Genomic DNA, 20,223 nt, shown 5'->3' with positions numbered 1-20,223 from the left:
TCCCGTCTGCTTGCATGCCTGGCGCCAAACACAAGGAGTGATAGCAATGAAAACCATGGTTATCGGGGCCAGCAAAGGCCTTGGCAGAGCCCTGATGGAAGGACTGGGCAACAACGGCGACACGCTGGTCGGCGTTTCCCGCACCTGCCCCCGCGATGTGAAACCGTTGCCTGGTGTGAGTCTGCAATGGCTCCAGGCCGATCTCGGTCATCCCCTCAAGGCTGCCGATCTGCTGGCCGGGTACAGTGCGGAAACCGGTCTCGACACCCTGGTCTACAACCTCGGCATCTGGGAAGACGCCGCCTTCGATGATCATTACAGCTTCCTGAGCGACCGCGACGATCAGTTGCAGGCTATCGTCGATTGCAACATCACCGCGCCGATCCTGCTGATCAAGCGCTTGTTGCCGATCCTGCTGCGCAGCGAGCGCCCGCGCATCATCCTCACCGGCTCCACCTCGGGCCTGCCACGGAGCGGGCGACCGGAAGTGACCTTCGGCGCCAGCAAGTTCGCCCTGCGCGGCATGGCCGAGGCCCTTCGCGAGGGCTGCCGCGAGCAGCGCCTGGGCGTGACCTGCCTGAGCCTGGGCTACCTGAATACCGAGGACCCATTGGCCACGCCCCGCGAGCAGGCCGAGCGGCGCGGCGAAGGCGAGTTGATCCCGCTGCATGACGTGGTGCAGGTGGTACGGATGGCCCTGAGCCTGTCAGCCGCGAGCTTCGTCAAGGAAATCACCCTGCCGGCGATCCTCGACCCGCGCTTCTGACTCTCGCATCTCCCGCAACTGCCGCTTGATCACCCGCACCGGCGGCGCATACAGGAAGCCGAACGACACGCTGTTGCGCCGCCCCTTTACCGCATGGTGCATCAGGTGTGCCTGGTACAGGCGGCGCAGATAGGGATGGCGCGGCTTCGGGCGCACAGGCCAGTGGCGGTGGACTATGCCGTCGTGGACCAGCACATAGATGATCCCGAACGCCGCCACGCCCGCACCGATCCATTGCAACGGGTCATGCCCGGCGTTGCCCAGCACGATCAGGGTAATCGCTACCAGGGCGAGGACCAGCAGGTAGACGTCGTTGGTCTCGACCACACCCAGGTGCGGCTCATGGTGCGAGCGATGCAGGAACCAGCCGGGCCCGTGCATCACGTACTTGTGCGCAAGAAAACCGACACCCTCCATGGCGACCAGGGTGCAGAGGAAGATGGCGAGGTGGAGGATCATGTGCAGCCGGTGCCGGGTATGAGGGGTGGGCGTCAGATTAGGGGAAGTGGCAGGGAGAATCCATGACGGGATTGTCATGTGGCGATGGGCTGGCAACATCGATCGGAAGAACGACGCGGATATTGTGGGAGCGGGTTTACCCGCGATTGCGGTAGTGACTTCACTACCGCAATCGCGGGTAAACCCGCTCCCACAGGGGCCGCGGCGTTCTCTGGATTTTCCTGCTTGACCTCAACCTAACTAGAGGTCTGAAACTCCTCCGCTCTTTCCTCCTGTGGAGTTTCGCCATGACCGCCCCTTTCCAGCTGTTCAACCCCGAAGGCCTCTACGACCCCAGCGCCAATGCCTATTCCCATATCGCCGAGGTCAAGGCCGGGACGCGCTTGCTGTTTCTCGCCGGGCAAGGTGGCGAGGACCTGAGCGGCGCCCTGTCGCCGGTGTTCGCCGAACAGGCGCGGCAGGCCCTGGCGAACGTACGCACGGCCCTGGCGGCGCGGGGTGCCGGGATTGGGGATGTGTTCAAGTTGACGTTGTTGATCGTCGATCATTCGGCAGAGCGGCTGCGGGATTGGGTGCAGGTGACGGATGAGGTGTGGGAGGAGAGGATGAAACCGGCCTGTACCTTGATTCCGGTGCCGAGGTTGGCGCTGGAGGGAATGCTGGTCGAGGTGGAGGCTGTGGCGGTCGGGCAGTAACACCAGCTCCAAAAACACCGCTGAACCTGTGGGAGCTGGCTTGCCAGCGATGAGGCCTGGCTGGACAACATCAGTGCTGCTGATGGCCAAATCGCTGGCAAGCCAGCTCCCACAGGGTTTTGTAGCGTCTGTCAGATCACTTCTCAGGCCGCACGATCACCGTGCAGGTCGTCCCCGCCGCCAGCAGGAAGCCTTCCGGCACTTCATCGATATGAATCCGCACCGGCACGCGCTGCGCCAGCCGGACCCAGTTGAAGGTCGGGTTCACGTCGGCGATCAGCTCGCGACTTTCGGGGTTGTCGCGGTCGTAGATGCCGCGTGAAATGCTCTCCACATGGCCCTGCAGCACTTCGCCGCTCATCATTTGCAATTCGGCGTTATCACCCACCCGCACATGAGGCAGCTTGGTTTCTTCGAAGAAGCCGTAGACCCAGAACGAGTCCTTGTCCACGACGGCCATCTTCGCCTCGCCGGTACGCGCGTAGTCGCCACGGTGGACGTTGAGGTTGGTCACGTAACCATCCACCGTGGCGAGAATGGTGGTGCGCTTCAGGTCCAGTTGCGCGGCGGCCAGCTGTGCTTGCGCCTGCTGGTAATCGGCCAGCGCCGAGTTGGCGATATTGCTGGCGTCGTCGCGGTTCTCTTTCGAGATCACCAGGTTGTCCATGTCCGCCCGGCGGCTGGCGTTGACCTTGCGCATTTCCCAGGTGGCCTTGCGCGAGGCCACCAGCGCTTCGGCCTGGCGCACCGCCACCTCGTAGTGCTCGGGGTCGATGCGCATCAGCACGTCGCCCTTCTTCACCAGCTGGTTGTCCTTGACCGGCACGTCCACCACATACCCCGGCACGTCGGCGGCAACGTTGATGATGTCGGCGCGTACCCGGCCGTCGCGGGTCCAGGGCGTGGTCATGTAGTTGATCCACAGCTGCCGGCCGATCGCCACGGCGGCGGCCAGCACGAGCAAGGTGGCGATCAGGCTGAAAAACTTCTTCATCGACGGGCTCTCAACGGTAGACGGTCAGCGCCATTGCGCCGAACAGGCAAAGGAACAGGCACAGGCGCAACAAGGCCGGATGCCAGAAAAAACGGTAGCCATCGACGCTGGCGATAAAGCGGTCCAGCCCCCAGGCCAGGCCCGCAGCGAACAGGAACATCAGGGTCACGGTGGGCATGTACAGGCCATGGAAGGCGATTTCACGAAGCATGCGGCGGTCCTTGCAGCGGGCCGAGTTCGGCCAGCGGCGATCGAGGGTCGAGCAGGGAAGTACGGATGAAGTGCAGGTAGCTTTGCACCCGGCGCAGGGCCGAGGTGTCGAAGTGGCGGGCGAAGGGCTCGTCGGTGGCCTGTACGCGGCTGATCGCATGTTCCACCGCCACCAGGGCGCGCTCGTGGTTGCTCGCCGACGGCTGCAGGAACAGCCGCGCCAGGGCCCGGCCCATGACCCGGATGGCCTGGCGCCACGGCTGGGATTCGGCATAGGACGGGTGCACCGGGAGAATCGCCTGCTCCTTGCGCAACTCGATGATCGCGTGGCCGACTTCCAGCACCACGAACATCCAGCGCAGCAGGCGGCTTTGCACCAACGGCTGGCCGACCGCCAGGCCGTAGGCCTGGTGCAGCAGGTCGCGGGTGCGGCTTTCGAAGCCCGAACCCAGCCCGCGCAGGCGCCCGCTGATGGCGAACAGCACCTGCTCGCGCAGGTCCTGCTCCAGCCGGCTCCACAGCCAGCGGCTGTTCGGCGGCAGGATGATCGCACCGGCGGCAGCACACACCAGCATGCCGATGACCATGCCGATGTAGTCGTTGATGTAGGTGTAAGGGTTATAGACGGTCAGGTTGTTCGGCACCGAACCGATGGCGAAGAACACCAGCAGGCCCAGGCCATAGCCGGCATACGCCGGGCGCGAGGCGAGGAAGGCGCCGAGCACGAATACCGGCGCCAGCACCAGGCACAGCAGGGGGAAGCCGTCGATCCAGGGGAACACGAAGAAGGTCTCGAAGAAACCGACGAAGGCGCCGAACAGCGTGCCGCAGGCCATCTGGAACGACATGCGCTTGGGGTTGGGCGAGGCCGCCGACAGGCCCACGGTGACCGTGGCGATCAAGGTCATCATGCCGCCGCTGGGCCAGTCGCTGAGCAGCCAGTAGCTGCCGAGCAACAGCAGCACCGCCGCCGCCCGCACGCCGGCTGCGGCCGACACCACCCAACTGGTCTGCGCCACATAGGGTTCGTCCCACTGCTCGCGCTCGTGGTTGTGCGCGGCGAGGGAGGCGTGGGTCTCGGCGTAGTTGTGCATGTCGTCGACGAAGCGGTAGAGCAGTTCGTAGGCGGTGTGGAAATCCAGCAGGTCGGATTCGCTCGGCGCGGTGTCCTCGTAGGCCGAACGCAGGGCACGGACCTGTGCCGGCAAGCCTTCCTTGTAGGCGGCCAGTTCCAGGGTCAGGCGCAGGGCGTCGGCATCGACCAGGGCCCGTCCGACATAAGGGTCGAGCAGTTCGGCCAGGGTCCGGAGGCCCGGCTCGATGGCGCTGACGATCTGCAACGGCCCGCGCGAACGCAGGCGCTCGAGCAACTGATGCAGGGCGTTGTAGCGCGTGGTGATGGCCATGAACTCGCTGTTCATGCGCATCAGCCGGCCGCTGCGCCGACGCATGTGCGGGTCTTCGAAGGTGGTGACGCTGCGCAGGCTCTCCAGCCCCACGGCCTCGGCGATAAAGCGTACGTTGCTGCTTTCCAGGCGGTCGCGCTGGCTGTCGCCACGCAGCCCTTCCACCACTACCCCGGCGAACACGCCAAAGCGCTGGTACAGGGCGTTGCGCATCGCCGCACTGGCCGACTGCGGAAGGATCGCGGCGCTGACCAGGGTCGAGACGAAGATCCCCAGGCCGATCTCCAGCACCCGCCATACCGCGGCCATGAAGGCCTCCTGCGGCTGATCGAGCACCGGCAGGCCGATCATCGCCGCCGTATAGCCGGCCAGCACGAAACCATAGGCGCGGAAGGTGCGATAGCGCATCGCACCGGCTGAACACAGGCCGACCCACAGCGCCAGGCTGGGCAGGAACAGCTCGGTGTTCTGCGGAAAAATGGCGATCAGCGCCACCATCATCGCCGAGCCCGCCAGGGTGCCGAGCACCCGGTAGAAGCTTTTGGCGAACACATGTCCGCTTTGCGGCTGCATGACGATGAACACCGTGATCATCGCCGTGCGCGGTTGCGGCAGTTCCAGGCGCATGGCCAGCCACAGGGTGACGAAGGCGGCGGTGAGGACCTTGAAGATATAGACCCAGGTCACCCCGTCGGTGCGCGCCCACTCAAGGAAGCCGCGGCGCCACTCCAGGGAAGCGAGCCAGCGCAGCGGCAAGGCCAGTGCGTTCATTGGTGGTGGCCGGGTTGGTCGAGGATCGCCAGGGTTTTCGGGGTGGGCGGTGCGGCCTCGCGCCCGGCGTCGGGCACATCGGCACCGGCGCCCAGGCCACCACCCAGCGCCGTGACCAGCCCGGCATGGGCGCTCAGGCGCGCGGCCTGGACCTGCTGCTCGATCATCTGCTGCTTGAACAACAGGGTCTGGGCGTTGAGCACGTTGAGGTAATCGGTAAGGCCGCGCTGGAAGGCGATCATGGCGATGTCATAGGTCTTGCGTGCCGAAGCGACGGACTCGGCGGCGAAGTGCGCCTGCTCGTTCATCGACTCCCGGCGGATCAACTGGTCGGAGATGCCCTTGAGCGCCTCGACCACGGTCTGGTTGTAGCGCGCCACGGCGATGTCGTAGCCGGCCGCAGCAACGCCCAGCTGCGAACGCAGGCGACCGCCATCGAAGATCGGCAGGCTGATGGCCGGGCCAACGTTGTAGTTGAATTTGCGCCCGGTAAGGAATTCCAGCGGGCCACCGCCGGTGGCTATGAAACCGAGGCCACCGACCAGGTCGACGTTGGGGAAGAAACCGGCGTGGGCGACATCGATGCCCCGCGCCTGCGCCGCGACCTGCCAGCGACTGGCGACCACGTCCGGACGCTGGCCGACCAGATCCGCCGGGAGTGCCGACGGCAGCTTCAAGGGCGCCCCCAGGGCCAGCCGCGGACGCCGGATCTGCGCGCCCTCTCCCGGCCCCTTGCCGGCGAGCGCCGCCAACTGGTTGCGGGCCAGGGCGATTTCTTCGTTGAGGGCGTCGAGCTGGCGATGGGTCTCCGGCAGCGGGGTCTGCGCCTGGCTGACTTCGAAATGGGTGCCGATGCCGCCGGCCAGGCGCCGTTCGGCCAGGGCGAGGATCTGCTCCTGCTGGGCCAGCTCGGCCTTGACCACATCACGCTGGGCGAAGTGCAGCGACAACTGGATATACACGCGCACCAGGTTGTTCTGCAGTTCGAGCTGGGCCTGGCGGGCCTGGGCTGCGCTCATATGGGCCAGGTCCACGGCCTGTTCGCTGGCGTTTTCTTCGCGTCCCCAGAGGTCGAGGGCGTAACGAAAGCCCAGGGCGGCGTTGTTGTCCCAGGTGTTGGCGCCAGACAGCGCACCCGGGCCATAGAACTGGTCTTCCGGCCAGTTGTGGCGTTTGAGGGTGGCGTCACCATTGACCTGGAGCTTCTCCGCCGATTCGACCACCCCGGCCATCGCCCGGGCCTCGCGCACCCGCGCCGCCGCCATGGCCAGGGTCGGGCTGCCGGCCAGGGCCAGCGCCATCCAGTGGTCCAGCTGCGGATCGCCATAGGCCCGCCACCACTGCTGCTCGGGCCAGTGCGCATCACGGGCGGCTTCGGCGATCGCCGCGTCGGTCGTCAGGGTATTGGCTTGCAGCGTCTTGCTTTGCGGGGCAATGCCCCAGGTTCCGATACAGCCGCTCAAGGTGAAGCAAAAGGCACAGACACTGAGCGCATTCAGCGCTCTGATGATGCGACGCGGCACTGCTGCAAATTCCCGACGTAGGTGGATGAAGCCAAGAGCGGGCAATTCTATGAGGCGGCCGTGGCGGCGATAAGCGCGCATTCCTGTGAATCTTTATTACCGATTCGGCGATAATCCGGCTTTAGTCTGAAGACCAGCCAAGTTACTTCATGTCACAATTCTGTCGTCTTCCTTGAGAGCGCCCCATGGACACCCTGCAAAACATGCGTGCTTTCAGCTGCGTCGCCCAGGTTGGCAGCTTCACCGCCGCCGCCGTGCAGCTGGATACAACCACCGCGAACGTCTCGCGGGCGGTTTCCAATCTTGAAGCACACCTGCAAACCCGCCTGCTCAACCGCACCACCCGGCGCATCGCGCTGACCGAAGCCGGCAAGCGCTACCTGATGCGCTGCGAGCAGATCCTCACCTACGTCGAGGAAGCCGAGGCCGAGGCCAGCGACGCCCACGCTCGCCCCGCCGGGCAACTGAAGGTGCACTCGATGACCGGCGTCGGCCAGCACTTCGTCATCGACGCCATCGCCCGTTATCGCCAGACCCACCCGGACGTGACCTTCGACCTGACCATGGCCAACCGCGTGCCGGACCTGCTGGACGAGGGCTACGACGTGTCCATCGTCCTCGCCAGCGAACTGCCGGACTCGGGTTTCGTCTCGCAGCGCCTGGGCATCACCTACAGCATCGTCTGCGCCTCGCCGGAATACGTGGCCGAGCATGGCGTGGCGCAGAAACCATCGGACCTGCTCAAGCATTCCTGCCTGCGCATGGTCAGCCCGGTGATCCCGCTGGAGAAATGGCTGTTCGACGGCCCGGAAGGCCAGGAGGTGGTCAACATCACCCAGGCGCCGTTCCAGGTGAACTCCGCCGACGCGATGAAGGCGGCGATCCGCAGCGGCATGGGGGTCGGCGTGCTGCCGATCTACTCGGCCATCGAGGGCCTGCGCGACGGCACCCTGGTACGCGTGATGCCCGAGTATCGCCTGCAGGAGCTGAACCTCTACGCGATCTACCCGTCGCGGCAGTACCTCGACGCCAAGATCAAGACCTGGGTCGAATACCTGCGCAACTCGCTGCCGGAGATCCTTGCGGCCCACGAAGCCGACCTGAAGACCCACGAGCTGCGCGTGGCCAACTGAAATCTTGCTGCACAGCGGCGGCGGGGAATGATAGGTTGCTACCCATTCCTCCCCGCCAGCAGAGATTTCCCCGATGAAAAAGACGGTACTGGCCTTCAGCCGCATCACCCCGCCCATGGCCGAACGCCTGGCGCAAGACTTCAATGTCATCGTGCCCAACCCGAAGAACGGCGACATCGCCGCCCAGTTCGACGAAGCCCTGCCCGAGGCCCACGGCCTGATCGGTGCCGGTCGCAAGCTGGGCGCGGCGCAGCTCGATGGCGCGTTGAAGCTGGAAGTGGTGTCCAGCGTCTCGGTGGGCTACGACAACTATGACGTGGCCTACCTGACCGAACGCGGCATCGCCCTCACCAACACCCCGGACGTCCTCACCGAAAGCACCGCGGACCTGGGTTTCAGCCTGATCATGAGCAGCGCCCGGCGCGTCGCCGAACTGGATGCCTGGACCAAGGCCGGCAACTGGAAGGCCACGGTGGCGCCGTCGCATTTCGGTGCCGATGTACATGGCAAGACCCTGGGTATCGTCGGCCTCGGCAATATCGGTGCGGCGGTGGCGCGGCGCGGGCGCTTCGGTTTCAACATGCCGATCCTGTACAGCGGCAACAGCCGCAAGCCGGAGCTGGAGCAGGAACTGGGGGCGCGCTTCGTCAGCCTTGAGCAGTTGCTGGCCGAAGCGGACTTCGTTTGCCTGGTGGTGCCGCTCAGCGCCAGTACCAAGCACCTGATCGGCGCCGAGCAACTGCAGCGGATGAAGCGCAGTGCCTTCCTGATCAATATTTCCCGCGGGCCGGTGGTGGACGAAGCGGCGCTGGTGGAAGCGCTGCAAAACGGCACCATTCGCGGTGCGGGGCTGGATGTGTACGAGAAGGAGCCGCTGAGCGAATCGCCGTTGTTCTCGCTGAGCAATGCGGTGACCTTGCCCCATGTGGGCTCCGCTACGGCCGAAACCCGCGAAGCCATGGCCAACCGGGCCATCGATAACCTGCGGGCCGCCCTGCTGGGCGAGCGGCCTCGGGACCTGGTGAATCCGCAGGTCTGGAAGTAATCCTTCAGGGCCTCATCGCTGGCAAGCCAGCTCCCACAAGGTCCGTGTGGGAGCTGGCTTGCCAGCGATGAGGCCAGACCTGCCTACCTCAATACCGCCCCGCCCACCGCAGCCTTCGGCTTCGGCTTCCTGAACACCAGCACGTTACCCACCATCACCAGCACCAGCCCGACCAGGGCCGGCGCCGTCCACTGGTACCCTTCCATCACCGCTGACACGTTCAGCGCCACCAACGGAAACAGCACGGTGCAATAGGCCGCCCTCTCCGGCCCCATCCGGCCCACCAGCGTCAGGTAGGCGGTAAAGGCGATCACCGACCCCGGCACTGCCAGGTACAGCAGCGACCCCACGTACTGCCCGCTCCAGTCCATGCCGAACGGCACGCCGCTGACCAGGCAATACAACCCGAGCATGCTGGCGCCATACAACATGCCCCAGGCATTGGTGGTCATCGGCCGCAGGCCGGCCTTCTGCTGCACGCTGGACAACATGTTGCCGGCCGAGAAGCACAAGGTCCCCAGCAGCCCCAGGCCCAGCCCCATCACGGTTTCATGGCTGGCGCCCTGCCCGGCCAGTTCCGGCCAGAACAGCAAGCCCAACCCGGCCAGCCCCAGCGCCCCGCCAATCAACACATTGGGCGCAATTTTCTGCCCGAAGAACACCCGGGCATTCAGCGCGTTCCACAGGGTCGCCGTGGAAAACACCACGGCGATCAACCCGGTGGTCACCCACTGGCTGGCGGTAAGGAAACACATGAAGTTTAGGCAGAACAGGCACAGGCCCTGGGCGACGCAGACCAGGTGCCCACGCCGGTTCATCGGTTGCAGCTTGCGGCTCAGCAGCAGGAACGCGAACAGCACCAGCGCCGCCAGGGCGAAGCGATAGACGATGGACACCGGGATGGCGACCACCCCGAGTTGCAGTTTCAAGGCGATCCAGGTGGTGCCCCAGATCAGGACGGTGAGCAGATACAGCGACAGGTTCATGGCGAAGGCTCCTACGATGGCCTTCAGTCTCAGCCCTGCCCGGCATATTCCGCTTGCATAAACTTGCGCTTTTATCGGCTAACCGGCTGTCAGACCAATGCCTACGGCGTAGGATGACCGCGGAGGTAGCCACCATGACCGCGCTCGACCAATTGCAGGTATTCAAGTCGATGAATGCTTCGCCCCATGCCCGCCTGGAAACCAGCGCGCTGCTGGGCGAGGGCATGGCCGCGGCGTTGTGGAGCAACCGGCATGACGCGCGGGACTACGAGGCGCCCAGCCATCACACCCTGTCGTGCTACATCGCCGACGGCACCGGCACCTTCCGCCGTGGCCAGCCGGACCGCAAGGGCGCGCCCGACAAGTTGTGCGTGATGCCGGCGGGCTGCGTGTCGAACTGGATCGTCAACGGCAGCATTCGCCTCGCCCACCTGTATATCAGCGAGGAACAGTTCGCCCTGGGTTGCGTCACCCTGCTCGACCGTGACCCACGGGAACTGCAATTGCGCGAAGCGGATTTCATCGAGGATGCGCAGCAGGCCCGGCGCTTTCGACAGTTGATCGCGATGAACTGGGAAGAGCCGGGGGAGCGTTTGCTGACCAGCAGCCTGGCACACGAAATCCTCAGCCATGCGCTGCTCAGCCAGGTCGGGTTGCGTGATGGGTTGCGCTTGAAGGGCGGCCTGGCGCCGCATCAGCGTCGGCAACTGGCGGACTACATCGAAGGGCATCTCGACGAATCGATCGGGCTCGGCGAACTGGCGGCGTTGTGCAACCTGTCGGAGTACCACTTTGCGCGGATGTTCCGCGAGAGCTTCGGGCTGCCGCCGCACCAGTACCTGCTGGCGCGAAGGCTGGCCAAGGCCCGCGAGCTGCTGGCCGCAGGGGACCTGCCGCTGGGCGAGGTGGCATTGCGCTGCGGGTTTGCCAGCGCCAGTCATTTCAGCAACCGGTTCCGCCAGGCGGTGGGGGCGACGCCGGGGGCTTATCGGATGGCGCTCGGCCGATGACTTTTCTTTGGTTTTGAGGGCCTCATCGCTGGCAAGCCAGCTCCCACAGGGTCACTGCATATCTTGAGTCATGTGCAGTACCTGTGGGAGCTGGCTTGCCAGCGATGAGGCCCTGAAGGTCACTGCAAGAATCAGAACTCCAGCGTGCTCGAAAGGCTGACCTGCCGCGAATCCCCGATCGCCACGAAGTAGCGGTTCACCGCCGAGGTGTAGTAGGTCTTGTCGAACAGGTTCTTCACGTTCAACTGGAAACGCACCTTGTGCTCGTCGAGCTTCGTTTCGTAGCTGGCAAAGGCATCCGCCACGGTGTACGACGGCAGATCGAAGTCATTGACCGGGTTACCTGCCCGCTCGCCTACATAACGCGCCCCGGCGCCCATGCGCAGGCGATCGCCGCCCAGCACGCTGCCGAAGTCATACACCGCCGAAAGCGACCCACTGTGCCTGGCCACGTTCTGCAGGCGATTGCCCTTGTAGTCCGGGTCCTTGGTCACTTCCGCGTCGGTGAAGGCGTAGCTGCCGATCAGGCTCCAGCGTTCGCTCAACTGGCCGCTGACGTCCACTTCCAGACCACGGGATCGCACCTCGCCCGCCGCGCTGTAGACCGTATCGCCAGTGCTGGTATCGAAGTTGGACACCAGCACGTTGCGCTTGGTGATGTCGAACAGCGCGACCGTGGCACTAAGCGAGTCCGGCAGATCCAGCTTGGCACCGATCTCCCAGGCCTTGCCCTCTTCCGGCGCGATCGCCGAGTCCAGCACCAGGCCGCCGGTCAGCGGAGCGATGCTGGAGTTGGGCTTGAACGACTCGCTGTAGCTGCCGTACAGCGACAGCGTGTCGTCGACCTTGTAGACCACCCCGGCATGCGGCACCCAGGCCTGGTCCTTGTTGTCGGTGTTGGCCTTGAACGGCCGCCCGCGCCCGGCGTACTGGTCGTAGGTCTGCCAGCGTGCGCCGGCCACCAGGATCCAGTGCTCGTCGAGGTGCAGCGAGTCCTGGAAGAACAGTGCGTCGTTGCGCAGCTTGTCGGTCTGCGCGCTGTCGCTGGCGCGTACCGTGGTGCCCTCGACTTCGCGGCCATACACCGGGTTGATGTAGCTGAAGGTACTGCGGCTGGCCTGGCGGATCAGGTCGGAGCGATAGATCTTGCGGTACTCGCTGTCGATGCCGAACAGCAGGTCGTTCTGCAATCCGGCGACCTGCACCTTGCCGTCGAAGCTCAGGGTGGCGAAACGGTCGCTGCTCAACGCACCACGGGTGCCGTCGATGCTGCGGGTCAGGGTGCCGCGGGCGGCATTCACCCCGGTCACCCGCACCTGGCTGGCGTCATAGGTCTCGCGGTTGAAGCTGTAGCCGAAGTGAGCCTTCCAGTCATCGGAAAACTGGTGATCGACTTCCAGGCGATACAGGTCCGAGCGCCCCTCCATGTCGTTGAACGGTTCGTCGAGGCGGCGCTCGGCGGGAATGTTCAACGGACGATTGGTGTTCGGGTCGATGGCGGTGCCGCGGTCGAACGGGTAGAGGAACTCACGGTGCTCATAGGCCAACTGCACCTGGGTGTTTTCGCCGTACCAGGCCAGCGACGGGGCCACCAGCGATTCGCGGTGCACGCCGTAGTTGCGCCAGTAGTCCTCGTCCTCATGGTCCAGCACCAGGCGATAGGCCAGGCCGCTGTCGCCCAGGGCGCCAGTGCTGTCGAGGCCGCCGCCGCTGCCGTTCTTGCCTTCGCCGTAGGTCGAGCCGCGCAGGTTGAGGGCGTTGTAGCTCTGCAATTGCGGGCGCTTGCTGACCACGTTGATCACCCCGCCCGGATCCTGGATGCCGTACAGCAGCGAGGCCGGGCCCTTGAGCACTTCGACGCGCTCGGTGGTGGCGTTGAGGCTGCGGCCCTGCACGATGGGCATGCCGTCGCGCATGATCGAACCGTCGCGGTTGTCGCCGAAGCCGCGCTTCATCACGGTGTCGGAGGTGCCGCCGAAGTTGTTGCCCTGGGTGATGCCGCTGACGTTGTACAGGGCATCGTCGAGGTTGCGCGGGGTCTGGTCCTTGAGCACCTGTTCCGGCACCACGTTGATGGCCTGCGGAATCTCCATGCTCGACGCCGAACCACGCATGATCGAGGTGGTTTCCGGCTGGGCATAGCTGCCGATGCCATCAGCCTGGGACACGATGCTGGTGGCCTGCAGGTTGAGGGTGCCGTCCTGCGGCAAGGGTTCCAGGGTCAGGGTGCGGGCATTGACCCGGCGGTAGCCGAAGCCGGAACCCTGCAACAGCCGCAGCAACGCCGCTTCGGCACCCAGCCGGCCGTTCAGCGCCGGCGCCTGCAGGCTGGAGAGATCGACGGTGTAGACCACGCTGAGCCCGGTGATACGACTGAAATCGGCCAGGGCCTGGGGCAGCGGCTTGCCCGGCACATCGAACTGATACACCTGCTCGACCTGCTCCGCCGCATATGCCGGCAGCACCATCAGCCCCGCCAAACCCAATGAAACGCTGTAAACCGCCGACCTTGCCTGCATGCCGATGAACCTGTGAGAGAACAGTCTTGTATGCGAATAAATCGCACTTCCATTCACTACACGGATGTCGTCGCGAAATACCTCACATGTTTTTCAAAATAATTTTCAACGCAGCAAGGTGACCCGGCCGAACAGCGTGTGGCGCTGGAACCCGGTCACCGCGCCGAGGGCATCGAGGGCTGCCAGCGGGTCGTTGCCGGGGAAGCTGCCGCTGACCTTGCGCGCGCCGAGCTGGCGGTCGAGCAGAATGATGCGGCCGGGATAATAGCGAGCCAGATCATCCACCACCTGGCTCAGCGGAACCTCGTAGTAGTTCAGCCAGCCCTGGCGCCAGGCCAGGCTGTTCTGGCTATCGACGCCGTGCACCCGGCCGGCCTGACCATCGTGGTATTCGACCTGCTGGTTGGCCGTGAGCACTTGCTGCGCCTGCCCTGCGCCGGCAGTGACCCCGACCCGCCCGGACAGCACCGTGACCTGCGCCCCACCCGCCTGCTGGCGGACCTCGAACTGCGTGCCCAGCACCTCGGTGCGGCCGCCTTCGGTCTCGACGACAAAGGGCTGGCCCGTGTGGCTGACATGGAAGAACACAGCGCCACGCTGCACCTCGATACGACGCTGGCCGTGGCTGAAATCGACGCGGATGGCGGTATCGGCGTCCAGCACCAGGTGCGAGTTGTCGGCCAGGGTCACTTCGCGTATCTGCCCGACCGGCGCCACATAGTCCGCGCCAAGGTCGCGCAACCAGTCCGCCGGATGCCAGCCGGCACCGGTGCCGAGCATCAGCAGCAGGAAAGCCGCAGCTGCAAGACCGCCGAGCTTGCGCGCCCTGCGTACCGGCACGGGCTCGTTGGCGATGCTCGCCTTGCAGGCTTCGAGGGCGCGCATCATGTGTTTTTCCACCGCGCTTTGGGAAAGCGCCATGACCTTGGCGATCTCGCCATAGGTGCGCCCGTGAATGCGATTGAGCAGAAAGATCTGCCGGGTGCGCTCGGGCAGCTCGCGCAGGGCCGCCTCGATCCGGCGCAGATCGCTGCTGGCCTCGAATGCCGCCTCGGGCTGGCTTTCCTGCGGCAGTTCAAGGGGCTCGGGGAGGCTTTCGTTGACTCGCTCGCGGGCGCCCTCGCTGCGCAGATGGTCGATGGCGATATTGCCGGCACAACGCATCAGGTAGCTTTCCAGGGCATCGATCCCGATCTGCGGGCGCCGCCAGAAGCGCAGGAACAGCTCCTGCACCAGGTCTGCCGCAGTCGCACGGCAACCCACCCGCCGCCTTACCAGATTTTCCATGCGCCCGCGCTGGGCCAGGAATACCTGGAGGAAACGGGCCCGGGCCAGGGCGTCATCGAGAGGTTCGGCCATGGCGTCAGATCAATCCGAGCGCAGAAAACGGCGCCAGCACCAGGCTCAGCGCTGCCAACCCGAGCAGCCAGCGTGGCCGGTAGGGCAAGGCGAAAACCCACAGGCACAGGCTGGCCATCAGCAGGCCGAACAGTTCGGCCAGGCCGATCGCCCAGCCGCCGTGCCTGACTGCCGCGGCGAGGGCCAGGGCCAGAAGCAGCCAGCCGGCCAGGCGCAAGACGAGGGTTTGCCCGGGGCGGGGTTTGCGCCCGAGCAGTTCGCTGAAGTGCTTGTCCATGGCCAGGCACAACGCCGCGCAGCCGGCGAAGGCAAACAGCACGATCGTCAGCATCAGTTCGTCTCCGCTTCGAGGTGCGGCGTCCGGGCCGCTTTCGACGTGCGCCTGGCCGTCGGTAGCGGTTCGCGCAGCATTTTCGCGGCGGTCCAGGCGAAGAGCAGGCCACAGCCGAACACGGTGAGGTCGAAACCGGCCATCGCCCAGTCGCCACCCGGAATCGAATGGTTCAGGCCCTGGCCGGTGGTCAGCCCGTTGAGCAGCGGCAAGGCTGTCCAGGCCAGCGCCGCCAGCGCCAGTTGCTCGCCCCAGGCGCGGCGCCCCGGACGCAGCAGCGCATGCAGCAGGCTTGCGAGCCAGACGCCGAAGAACAGGTTCACTTCCCACTGAGCCCGCCCTTCCAGGCCGACCGGCAACAGGCGGTTGGCCCAGAAGAATCCGGCCACGGCGAGGATGAGCCCGCTCATGCTGGCAATGTTCAGCACTTCCACCAGGCGCAATTCGAACGGCTGGGTGCCGCTCCTGGCGTGCTTGAGCTGGCGCTTGCCAAGCCACATCACCAGCCCGGTGCCGATCACCGCCGTGCCGGCCAGGCCGAAGAAGAAATACAGCCAGCGCAGCAGCGGGCCGGCGAAAGAGGCCATGTGCAGGCCATAGAAGCCGCCGCTGACGATCCCGGCGACGCTCTCGGGACGGGCACTCCAGGCCAGGCTGCCGTCGGCACCGTTGAAACGCCAGCCGGCACCGCGCTGCACCGATACCCGCTCGCGGCCATCGGGGATGAACAGCACTTGGGCATTGCGGTCGCCGGGGCGCTGGATTTCGAGCCAGCTGATCTTCGCTTCCGGGGCCTGCGCCAGCAGCCGCGCGTAAAGCTGCGGCAGCGCCTGCAAGGGCGCCTTCTCGCCGGAGGCTGCAACCAGGTCGCGGCCGCCGAAGACCTCGTTGAAATAGCTGTCCTGGTTGTCATAACCGGCAAGGATCGGCGCCGGCATGACCATGTACATGAAGATCACCAGGCTGCTGTAGCTGATCATCAGGTGGAACGGCAACACCAGCACGCCGATCGCGTTATGCCCGTCGAGCCACGAGCGCTGGCCCTTGCCGGGACGGAAGGTGAAGAACTCCTTGAAGATCTTCTTGTGGGTGATGATCCCGGTGACCAGCCCGACCAGCATCATCAGCGCAGCGAAGGTCGCCAACCAGCGGCCCCACGGATAAGGCATTTCCAGCTGGAAGTGGAAACGGTAGAAGAAATCGCCACCGCGGGTTTCGCGGGTCGGCACTTCCGCCCCGGTGGCGGCGTCCAGGGTCTTGCGGGTGAAGCCGCGCTGGCCATCGCCGCCGCGCCAGCCGACGGTGATGCCCGGGGTGCGCTCGTCCGGTAGCTGGATGAACCAGTTCGGGGCGTCGCCGGCGTTGCGTTGCAGGTAATCCTGGGCCTTGCCCAGCGCCAGCGGGATATCCAGGGCCCGCACCGGCACCTCCGGCTGGCTCCAGCGGGTGATCTCGGGCTTGAAGTAGGACATGGTCCCGGTGAGGAAGATGGCGAACAGCAGCCAGCCGAAAATCAGCCCGGCCCAGGTGTGCAGCCAGGCCATCGCCTGGCGGAAGCCCTCTTTCATGGCCGGGCCACCCAATACGTCAAGCCATTGATCGTGCCCAGCACCAGGCTCGGCAACAGGATGCCCAGCCAGGCCCGCCAGGCGCTGTGGCTGGCGAACGCCCAGATGAACGCAGCGAGGTAGAACAGGAACGAGCACATCATGCCCACCTGCACGGCATCGGCCCTGGGCAGCGGCAGCCATTGGCTGAGCAACACACCGGCCATTGCCGCCAGCGCATAGCCGCCGAACAGCGCGGCGAGGCAACGCGAGGCCACGGCGAGGCGATAACTCAGGGGCAGGCCGGCGGCTGTGCTCTTCATGACGGGGCGTCCGGGACGGAAAGACGCCTAATATAAATGATAAGGATTCTCAGAATCAAAGCTATCTGACAGGTCGCCACTCACCGTCCGACTGCCGGAGCACAGGTTTCCTTTTCAACGAGAGAAACGCGCTACGCACTTATCTCCTTGATCCTACCCCTGTTTTCCAATGCGATTGAAACAAAATATTTTTATTTTTTAGGGGGTTGAAATCCGCTTCGATCTGCCCGAAGTTGTAAGCAAGAGGCAACGAATTCCAAGGCAACCCAGCCTCCGGTGTCTCTTGCGAGCTAGCTGAATAAGGATTGGAATCATGCAAATCCAGGTCAACAGCGACAACCATATTCAAGGCAACATCCGGCTGGAACAGTGGGTACGCAGCACGGTTGAAAGTACGCTCGAACGCTTTGACGACGGGGTCACCCGGGTTGAGGTCCACCTGAGGGACGAGAACGGCGACAAGCCCGGTCCCCACGACAAACGTTGCCAGATGGAGGCACGCCCAAAAGGCCATCACCCGATTTCCGTAACCCACAAGGCCGCCACACTGGAGCAGGCCATCGAGGGTGCAGCGTCGAAATTGAACAACGCCCTGGAGCATTTCTACGGCAAGCTGCGCAGCAAACGCGCCGTCACCCAGCAAGAGATCAGCGCCAATGACGCGCTGCTGCAAGAGGAATTCCTCGAACGGCTGGGCTGAACGTAAGAACAGCAACGCGAGACGGTGAATGAAGAAGCCCCTGGCCTCGTGGTCAGGGGCTTTTTCTTTGTTCTTCCGGGCCCTATCGCTGGCAAGCCAGCTCCCACAGTGTCCCCGGCGCCGCTAAACCTGTGGGAGCTGGCTTGCCAGCGATAGGGCCCGAAAAACACCCTCAATACTTCGGTAGATTCTCCAGCTCCCCGGCCCGCTGTTTGGTCATGTCCACCTCGCAGCCAATCCCGTTGAGCCGATCGATGGTGCCACCGGTCATGCTGTAGTACATCCCGCAATTGGCATCCCGGTACGCCACCCATTTGCGCTGGGCATCCCTGAGCTTGCCCTTCTGTTCTTCCCCGAGGCTGCCCATGGCTGCCTTGTAGTTCTGGTTCAGACGATCATCCTGGCGCTTCAGCTCGGCGCCGGAGCATTCGCTCATGACCGCCGTGGTGCTGGCGCCCTTCATGCACTGGCTGTAACTGTCGGCCTGGGCCAGCGGGCTGGCCGCGAGCAGGGCCAGGGCGAGGATTCCAAGGTTCATCGGCACACTCCGTGTCAGGTCATTGAGGATTCAACAGGTTCCAGCAGGCAGGCGCGGGTCACTTGACCCCGCAGCCAGCGATGGGCCGCATCACCCTCACGGCGCTCGTGCCAGGCCTGCTGGAAGCCAAAGGCCCGGATCGGCAGGGGTGGTGCGAAACAGCGTAGCCCACGGGGTGGGCGCAACAGGTTGCGGCGGGCGACGGTGAGAATCAGATCGGTCCCGGCCAGCACTTCAGTGGCAGCGATCCAGTGCGGCATCGCCAGCGCGACGCGCCGTTGCTCCCCCAAGGCAGCCAGGGCAAGGTCGATTTCGTTGTCGGTACCGGGTCGCATCGCCACCAGCACATGAGGACGGGCCAGCCATTGCGTCAAGGTAAGCCCGCCACGGGCCGGCAGGGTGTCGCGGTCGGCCAGGCAGGCGAAGCTTTCCTCGAACAGGGTCTGCGCACGCAACGGCGCGGTCAGGGTCGGAAAGACCCCAAGCGCCAGATCGATTTCGCCATCGAACAACTGGCTGAGCATCGCTTCGCGACTGCCCTGGGTCACCACCAGATCCACCTCCGGCGCCTCGACGCGCAACGCACGAACCAGACGGGGCAGGACAACCCTCGCGCCATAGTCCGACATCGCCAGGCGAAAACTGCGCCGCGCCCGCAGCGGATCGAAGCCGGGGCTGCTGAGCAAGGCATCGAGTTGCTGCAATGCCTCCCTGAGCGGCTGGGCCAGCTCCAGGGCACGGGCCGTGGGCTGCAAGCGCCCTCCCCGGCGTACCAGCAACGGATCGGCAAAGATATCGCGCAACTGCGCCAGCGCATGGCTCACCGCCGGCTGGCTGCGATGCAGGCGCAAGGCGGCACGGGAAACATGCTGCTCGGCTAGAAGGGCATGCAGGGTCAGCAACAAATTCAGGTCGATACGGCGCAGATCATCCATATGACGAATACTCCCCGTGCGAAATTCGAATTTCCATCCAGCCTGTGGATAACCAAGACTGCCTTATGCCCATCGTGCGTATCAAGGAGTCCGCCATGAATCTCAACCTCGCTCCCGCTGTCGTAGCGCTACCGCTGATCGCCTTGCTCGCGGGAGCTGCCGTACCGTTCCAGGCCGGGAGCAACGCTGCGCTAGGTCGCCTGCTCGGTCATCCGCTATGGGCCACGCTGGTGTCGCTCGCAATCAGTGTGCTGATGGTATTGCCCGCGCTCTGGCTGATGCGCGCACCGATGCCGCAAGTGGCAGCACTGGGCCAGGCCCCTTGGTGGGCATGGTTCGGTGGGGTGGCGGGCGTGGTCTATATCACTGCCGCGCTGATCCTGACGCCCAAGCTCGGCGCAGCGGGTTTCATCGTCTGCGTGATTGCCGGCCAGGTGCTGTCATCGCTTGCCATCGACCAGTGGGGCCTGATGGGCCTGCCCGAGCGCCCGGTCAACCTGGCTCGGCTGCTGGGGGTCGGGCTGATCGTGGTGGGCATGCTGGTGGTGCAGTGGGGCACCCGCTCCAGCCAATAGCGGGTCAGGCCGCGGTCGAGCCCATGTCGAAATCGAATGGTTGCAACGGCGGCAGGCCATGGGCGGCACGGGCATCGTCACAACGCGGATTGTGTTCGCCGTTTTCCCAGGACGCCTCGAATTCCCGGCATGGGCTGGAACGCTGTTCGTACATGGTGCAGGCGACCGCCTTGCCCACCTCGCCCGACAGGGAAATGCAACGCGTCGGCTTGGCATCGGTGCCGATCATTGCGACCCGGCTCGGGGTGATCTGCACCACCAGCTCATCCGGCACGCAACCGCCGGCCGAGGTGCATTCGCCCCAGAAAAAGGACACACGGAAATGCGCGCAGCAGGCGCCACAGCTCAAGCAAGGATGAGTATCGGACATGATGTCGGGAGGGGGGAGTAAGAATTGT

21 protein-coding genes are annotated in these 20,223 nt (G+C 64.9%); 7 read left to right on the top strand and 14 right to left on the bottom strand.

What is annotated here, in order from left to right:
* Nucleotides 1-46: 46 nt before the first annotated feature.
* Nucleotides 47-766, top strand: a complete 720-nt coding sequence (locus tag N7650_RS03825; protein ID WP_009403053.1) for an SDR family oxidoreductase — start codon at nt 47-49, stop codon at nt 764-766.
* Here N7650_RS03825 and N7650_RS03820 read toward each other — a convergent pair.
* Complete coding sequence (locus N7650_RS03820) at nt 707-1,225, bottom strand: sterol desaturase family protein (RefSeq protein WP_009403052.1); 519 nt, start codon at nt 1,223-1,225, stop codon at nt 707-709. The genes N7650_RS03825 and N7650_RS03820 overlap by 60 nt on opposite strands.
* 287 nt (nt 1,226-1,512) lie before the next feature.
* Between N7650_RS03820 and N7650_RS03815 the strand changes: the two genes are divergently transcribed.
* The gene (locus N7650_RS03815; RefSeq protein WP_009404356.1) at nt 1,513-1,920 is read left to right on the top strand and encodes a RidA family protein; all 408 of its coding nucleotides are present in this window, start codon (nt 1,513-1,515) and stop codon (nt 1,918-1,920) included.
* 136 nt (nt 1,921-2,056) lie between these two features.
* On the opposite strand, the gene N7650_RS03810 is transcribed toward N7650_RS03815, so the two are convergent.
* Genes N7650_RS03810 through N7650_RS03795 form a run of 4 tightly spaced genes read right to left on the bottom strand, consistent with a single transcriptional unit; the run spans nt 2,057 to nt 6,824 of the window.
* Nucleotides 2,057-2,914 (bottom strand): HlyD family secretion protein, encoded by an 858-nt coding sequence (locus N7650_RS03810; RefSeq protein ID WP_009404358.1) that lies wholly within the window; start codon nt 2,912-2,914, stop codon nt 2,057-2,059.
* A gap of 10 nt (nt 2,915-2,924) precedes the next feature.
* Entirely contained in the window at nt 2,925-3,125 is a 201-nt protein-coding gene (locus N7650_RS03805; RefSeq protein ID WP_064302741.1) for a DUF1656 domain-containing protein, read from the bottom strand.
* Nucleotides 3,115-5,301, bottom strand: coding sequence for an FUSC family protein (locus N7650_RS03800; RefSeq protein WP_279897163.1), 2,187 nt, complete (start codon nt 5,299-5,301; stop codon nt 3,115-3,117). Before N7650_RS03800 ends, N7650_RS03805 begins: the two co-directional genes overlap by 11 nt.
* Nucleotides 5,298-6,824: an efflux transporter outer membrane subunit gene (locus N7650_RS03795; protein WP_279897162.1), complete on the bottom strand. Its 1,527-nt coding sequence runs from the start codon at nt 6,822-6,824 to the stop codon at nt 5,298-5,300. Before N7650_RS03795 ends, N7650_RS03800 begins: the two co-directional genes overlap by 4 nt.
* 185 nt (nt 6,825-7,009) lie before the next feature.
* Between N7650_RS03795 and N7650_RS03790 the strand changes: the two genes are divergently transcribed.
* Nucleotides 7,010-7,957: a LysR family transcriptional regulator gene (locus N7650_RS03790; RefSeq protein WP_009404366.1), complete on the top strand. Its 948-nt coding sequence runs from the start codon at nt 7,010-7,012 to the stop codon at nt 7,955-7,957.
* Between the two features lie 73 nt (nt 7,958-8,030).
* Complete coding sequence (locus N7650_RS03785; protein ID WP_009404368.1) at nt 8,031-9,002, top strand: D-glycerate dehydrogenase; 972 nt, start codon at nt 8,031-8,033, stop codon at nt 9,000-9,002.
* Nucleotides 9,003-9,085: 83 nt separating this feature from the next.
* Here the strand turns inward: N7650_RS03785 and N7650_RS03780 are convergent, their stop codons facing one another.
* Nucleotides 9,086-9,988 carry a DMT family transporter gene (locus N7650_RS03780; RefSeq protein ID WP_279897161.1) on the bottom strand — a complete coding sequence of 301 codons (903 nt, stop codon included), beginning with the start codon at nt 9,986-9,988 and terminating at the stop codon, nt 9,086-9,088.
* A 134-nt stretch (nt 9,989-10,122) separates the two neighbouring features.
* Here N7650_RS03780 and N7650_RS03775 point away from each other — a divergent pair, with 134 nt between their 5' ends.
* Nucleotides 10,123-10,998 carry an AraC family transcriptional regulator gene (locus N7650_RS03775; RefSeq protein WP_279897160.1) on the top strand — a complete coding sequence of 292 codons (876 nt, stop codon included), beginning with the start codon at nt 10,123-10,125 and terminating at the stop codon, nt 10,996-10,998.
* Nucleotides 10,999-11,129: 131 nt separating this feature from the next.
* Here N7650_RS03775 and N7650_RS03770 read toward each other — a convergent pair whose 3' ends face one another.
* From N7650_RS03770 to N7650_RS03750, 5 genes are all read right to left on the bottom strand, one after another.
* Entirely contained in the window at nt 11,130-13,466 is a 2,337-nt protein-coding gene (locus tag N7650_RS03770; protein ID WP_279897159.1) for a TonB-dependent receptor, read from the bottom strand.
* 156 nt (nt 13,467-13,622) lie between these two features.
* Nucleotides 13,623-14,876: a sigma-70 family RNA polymerase sigma factor gene (locus N7650_RS03765; RefSeq protein ID WP_279897158.1), complete on the bottom strand. Its 1,254-nt coding sequence runs from the start codon at nt 14,874-14,876 to the stop codon at nt 13,623-13,625.
* A gap of 4 nt (nt 14,877-14,880) precedes the next feature.
* Nucleotides 14,881-15,207: a DUF3325 domain-containing protein gene (locus N7650_RS03760; protein ID WP_279897157.1), complete on the bottom strand. Its 327-nt coding sequence runs from the start codon at nt 15,205-15,207 to the stop codon at nt 14,881-14,883.
* Complete coding sequence (locus N7650_RS03755) at nt 15,207-16,775, bottom strand: PepSY-associated TM helix domain-containing protein (protein WP_279897156.1); 1,569 nt, start codon at nt 16,773-16,775, stop codon at nt 15,207-15,209. Before N7650_RS03755 ends, N7650_RS03760 begins: the two co-directional genes overlap by 1 nt.
* Entirely contained in the window at nt 16,772-17,077 is a 306-nt protein-coding gene (locus tag N7650_RS03750) for a DUF3649 domain-containing protein (RefSeq protein WP_279897155.1), read from the bottom strand. The genes N7650_RS03755 and N7650_RS03750 overlap by 4 nt, the downstream gene beginning before the upstream one ends.
* Nucleotides 17,078-17,390: 313 nt before the next feature.
* Between N7650_RS03750 and N7650_RS03745 the strand changes: the two genes are divergently transcribed.
* Complete coding sequence (locus N7650_RS03745) at nt 17,391-17,777, top strand: HPF/RaiA family ribosome-associated protein (protein WP_009404383.1); 387 nt, start codon at nt 17,391-17,393, stop codon at nt 17,775-17,777.
* A 172-nt stretch (nt 17,778-17,949) separates the two neighbouring features.
* On the opposite strand, the gene N7650_RS03740 is transcribed toward N7650_RS03745, so the two are convergent.
* A complete protein-coding gene (locus N7650_RS03740) occupies nt 17,950-18,315 on the bottom strand; it encodes a lysozyme inhibitor LprI family protein (protein ID WP_009404388.1) in 366 nt (121 codons plus the stop codon).
* A 14-nt stretch (nt 18,316-18,329) separates the two neighbouring features.
* Nucleotides 18,330-19,250: a LysR family transcriptional regulator gene (locus tag N7650_RS03735; RefSeq protein WP_279897154.1), complete on the bottom strand. Its 921-nt coding sequence runs from the start codon at nt 19,248-19,250 to the stop codon at nt 18,330-18,332.
* Nucleotides 19,251-19,345: 95 nt separating this feature from the next.
* Here N7650_RS03735 and N7650_RS03730 point away from each other — a divergent pair, with 95 nt between their 5' ends.
* A complete protein-coding gene (locus N7650_RS03730; protein WP_279897153.1) occupies nt 19,346-19,825 on the top strand; it encodes a DMT family transporter in 480 nt (159 codons plus the stop codon).
* A 4-nt stretch (nt 19,826-19,829) separates the two neighbouring features.
* Here the strand turns inward: N7650_RS03730 and N7650_RS03725 are convergent, their stop codons facing one another.
* Nucleotides 19,830-20,195, bottom strand: a complete 366-nt coding sequence (locus N7650_RS03725; protein WP_037061691.1) for a YkgJ family cysteine cluster protein — start codon at nt 20,193-20,195, stop codon at nt 19,830-19,832.
* Nucleotides 20,196-20,223 lie beyond the last annotated feature (28 nt).

Source organism: Pseudomonas sp. GD04058 (assembly GCF_029836855.1).
Taxonomy (GTDB): domain Bacteria; phylum Pseudomonadota; class Gammaproteobacteria; order Pseudomonadales; family Pseudomonadaceae; genus Aquipseudomonas; species Aquipseudomonas bharatica.
Note: the sequence above shows the minus strand (reverse complement) of the source record. Positions and strands in the feature narration are given on the sequence as shown.

Coding starts and splice junctions, on each gene's coding strand:
- N7650_RS03825 (WP_009403053.1), top strand. CDS start 47: ATGAAAACCATGGTTATCGGGGCCAGCAAAGGCCTTGGCAGAGCCCTG.
- N7650_RS03820 (WP_009403052.1), bottom strand. CDS start 1,225: ATGATCCTCCACCTCGCCATCTTCCTCTGCACCCTGGTCGCCATGGAG.
- N7650_RS03815 (WP_009404356.1), top strand. CDS start 1,513: ATGACCGCCCCTTTCCAGCTGTTCAACCCCGAAGGCCTCTACGACCCC.
- N7650_RS03810 (WP_009404358.1), bottom strand. CDS start 2,914: ATGAAGAAGTTTTTCAGCCTGATCGCCACCTTGCTCGTGCTGGCCGCC.
- N7650_RS03805 (WP_064302741.1), bottom strand. CDS start 3,125: ATGCTTCGTGAAATCGCCTTCCATGGCCTGTACATGCCCACCGTGACC.
- N7650_RS03800 (WP_279897163.1), bottom strand. CDS start 5,301: ATGAACGCACTGGCCTTGCCGCTGCGCTGGCTCGCTTCCCTGGAGTGG.
- N7650_RS03790 (WP_009404366.1), top strand. CDS start 7,010: ATGGACACCCTGCAAAACATGCGTGCTTTCAGCTGCGTCGCCCAGGTT.
- N7650_RS03785 (WP_009404368.1), top strand. CDS start 8,031: ATGAAAAAGACGGTACTGGCCTTCAGCCGCATCACCCCGCCCATGGCC.
- N7650_RS03780 (WP_279897161.1), bottom strand. CDS start 9,988: ATGAACCTGTCGCTGTATCTGCTCACCGTCCTGATCTGGGGCACCACC.
- N7650_RS03775 (WP_279897160.1), top strand. CDS start 10,123: ATGACCGCGCTCGACCAATTGCAGGTATTCAAGTCGATGAATGCTTCG.
- N7650_RS03770 (WP_279897159.1), bottom strand. CDS start 13,466: ATGGTGCTGCCGGCATATGCGGCGGAGCAGGTCGAGCAGGTGTATCAG.
- N7650_RS03765 (WP_279897158.1), bottom strand. CDS start 14,876: ATGGCCGAACCTCTCGATGACGCCCTGGCCCGGGCCCGTTTCCTCCAG.
- N7650_RS03760 (WP_279897157.1), bottom strand. CDS start 15,207: ATGCTGACGATCGTGCTGTTTGCCTTCGCCGGCTGCGCGGCGTTGTGC.
- N7650_RS03755 (WP_279897156.1), bottom strand. CDS start 16,775: ATGAAAGAGGGCTTCCGCCAGGCGATGGCCTGGCTGCACACCTGGGCC.
- N7650_RS03750 (WP_279897155.1), bottom strand. CDS start 17,077: ATGAAGAGCACAGCCGCCGGCCTGCCCCTGAGTTATCGCCTCGCCGTG.
- N7650_RS03745 (WP_009404383.1), top strand. CDS start 17,391: ATGCAAATCCAGGTCAACAGCGACAACCATATTCAAGGCAACATCCGG.
- N7650_RS03740 (WP_009404388.1), bottom strand. CDS start 18,315: ATGAACCTTGGAATCCTCGCCCTGGCCCTGCTCGCGGCCAGCCCGCTG.
- N7650_RS03735 (WP_279897154.1), bottom strand. CDS start 19,250: ATGGATGATCTGCGCCGTATCGACCTGAATTTGTTGCTGACCCTGCAT.
- N7650_RS03730 (WP_279897153.1), top strand. CDS start 19,346: ATGAATCTCAACCTCGCTCCCGCTGTCGTAGCGCTACCGCTGATCGCC.
- N7650_RS03725 (WP_037061691.1), bottom strand. CDS start 20,195: ATGTCCGATACTCATCCTTGCTTGAGCTGTGGCGCCTGCTGCGCGCAT.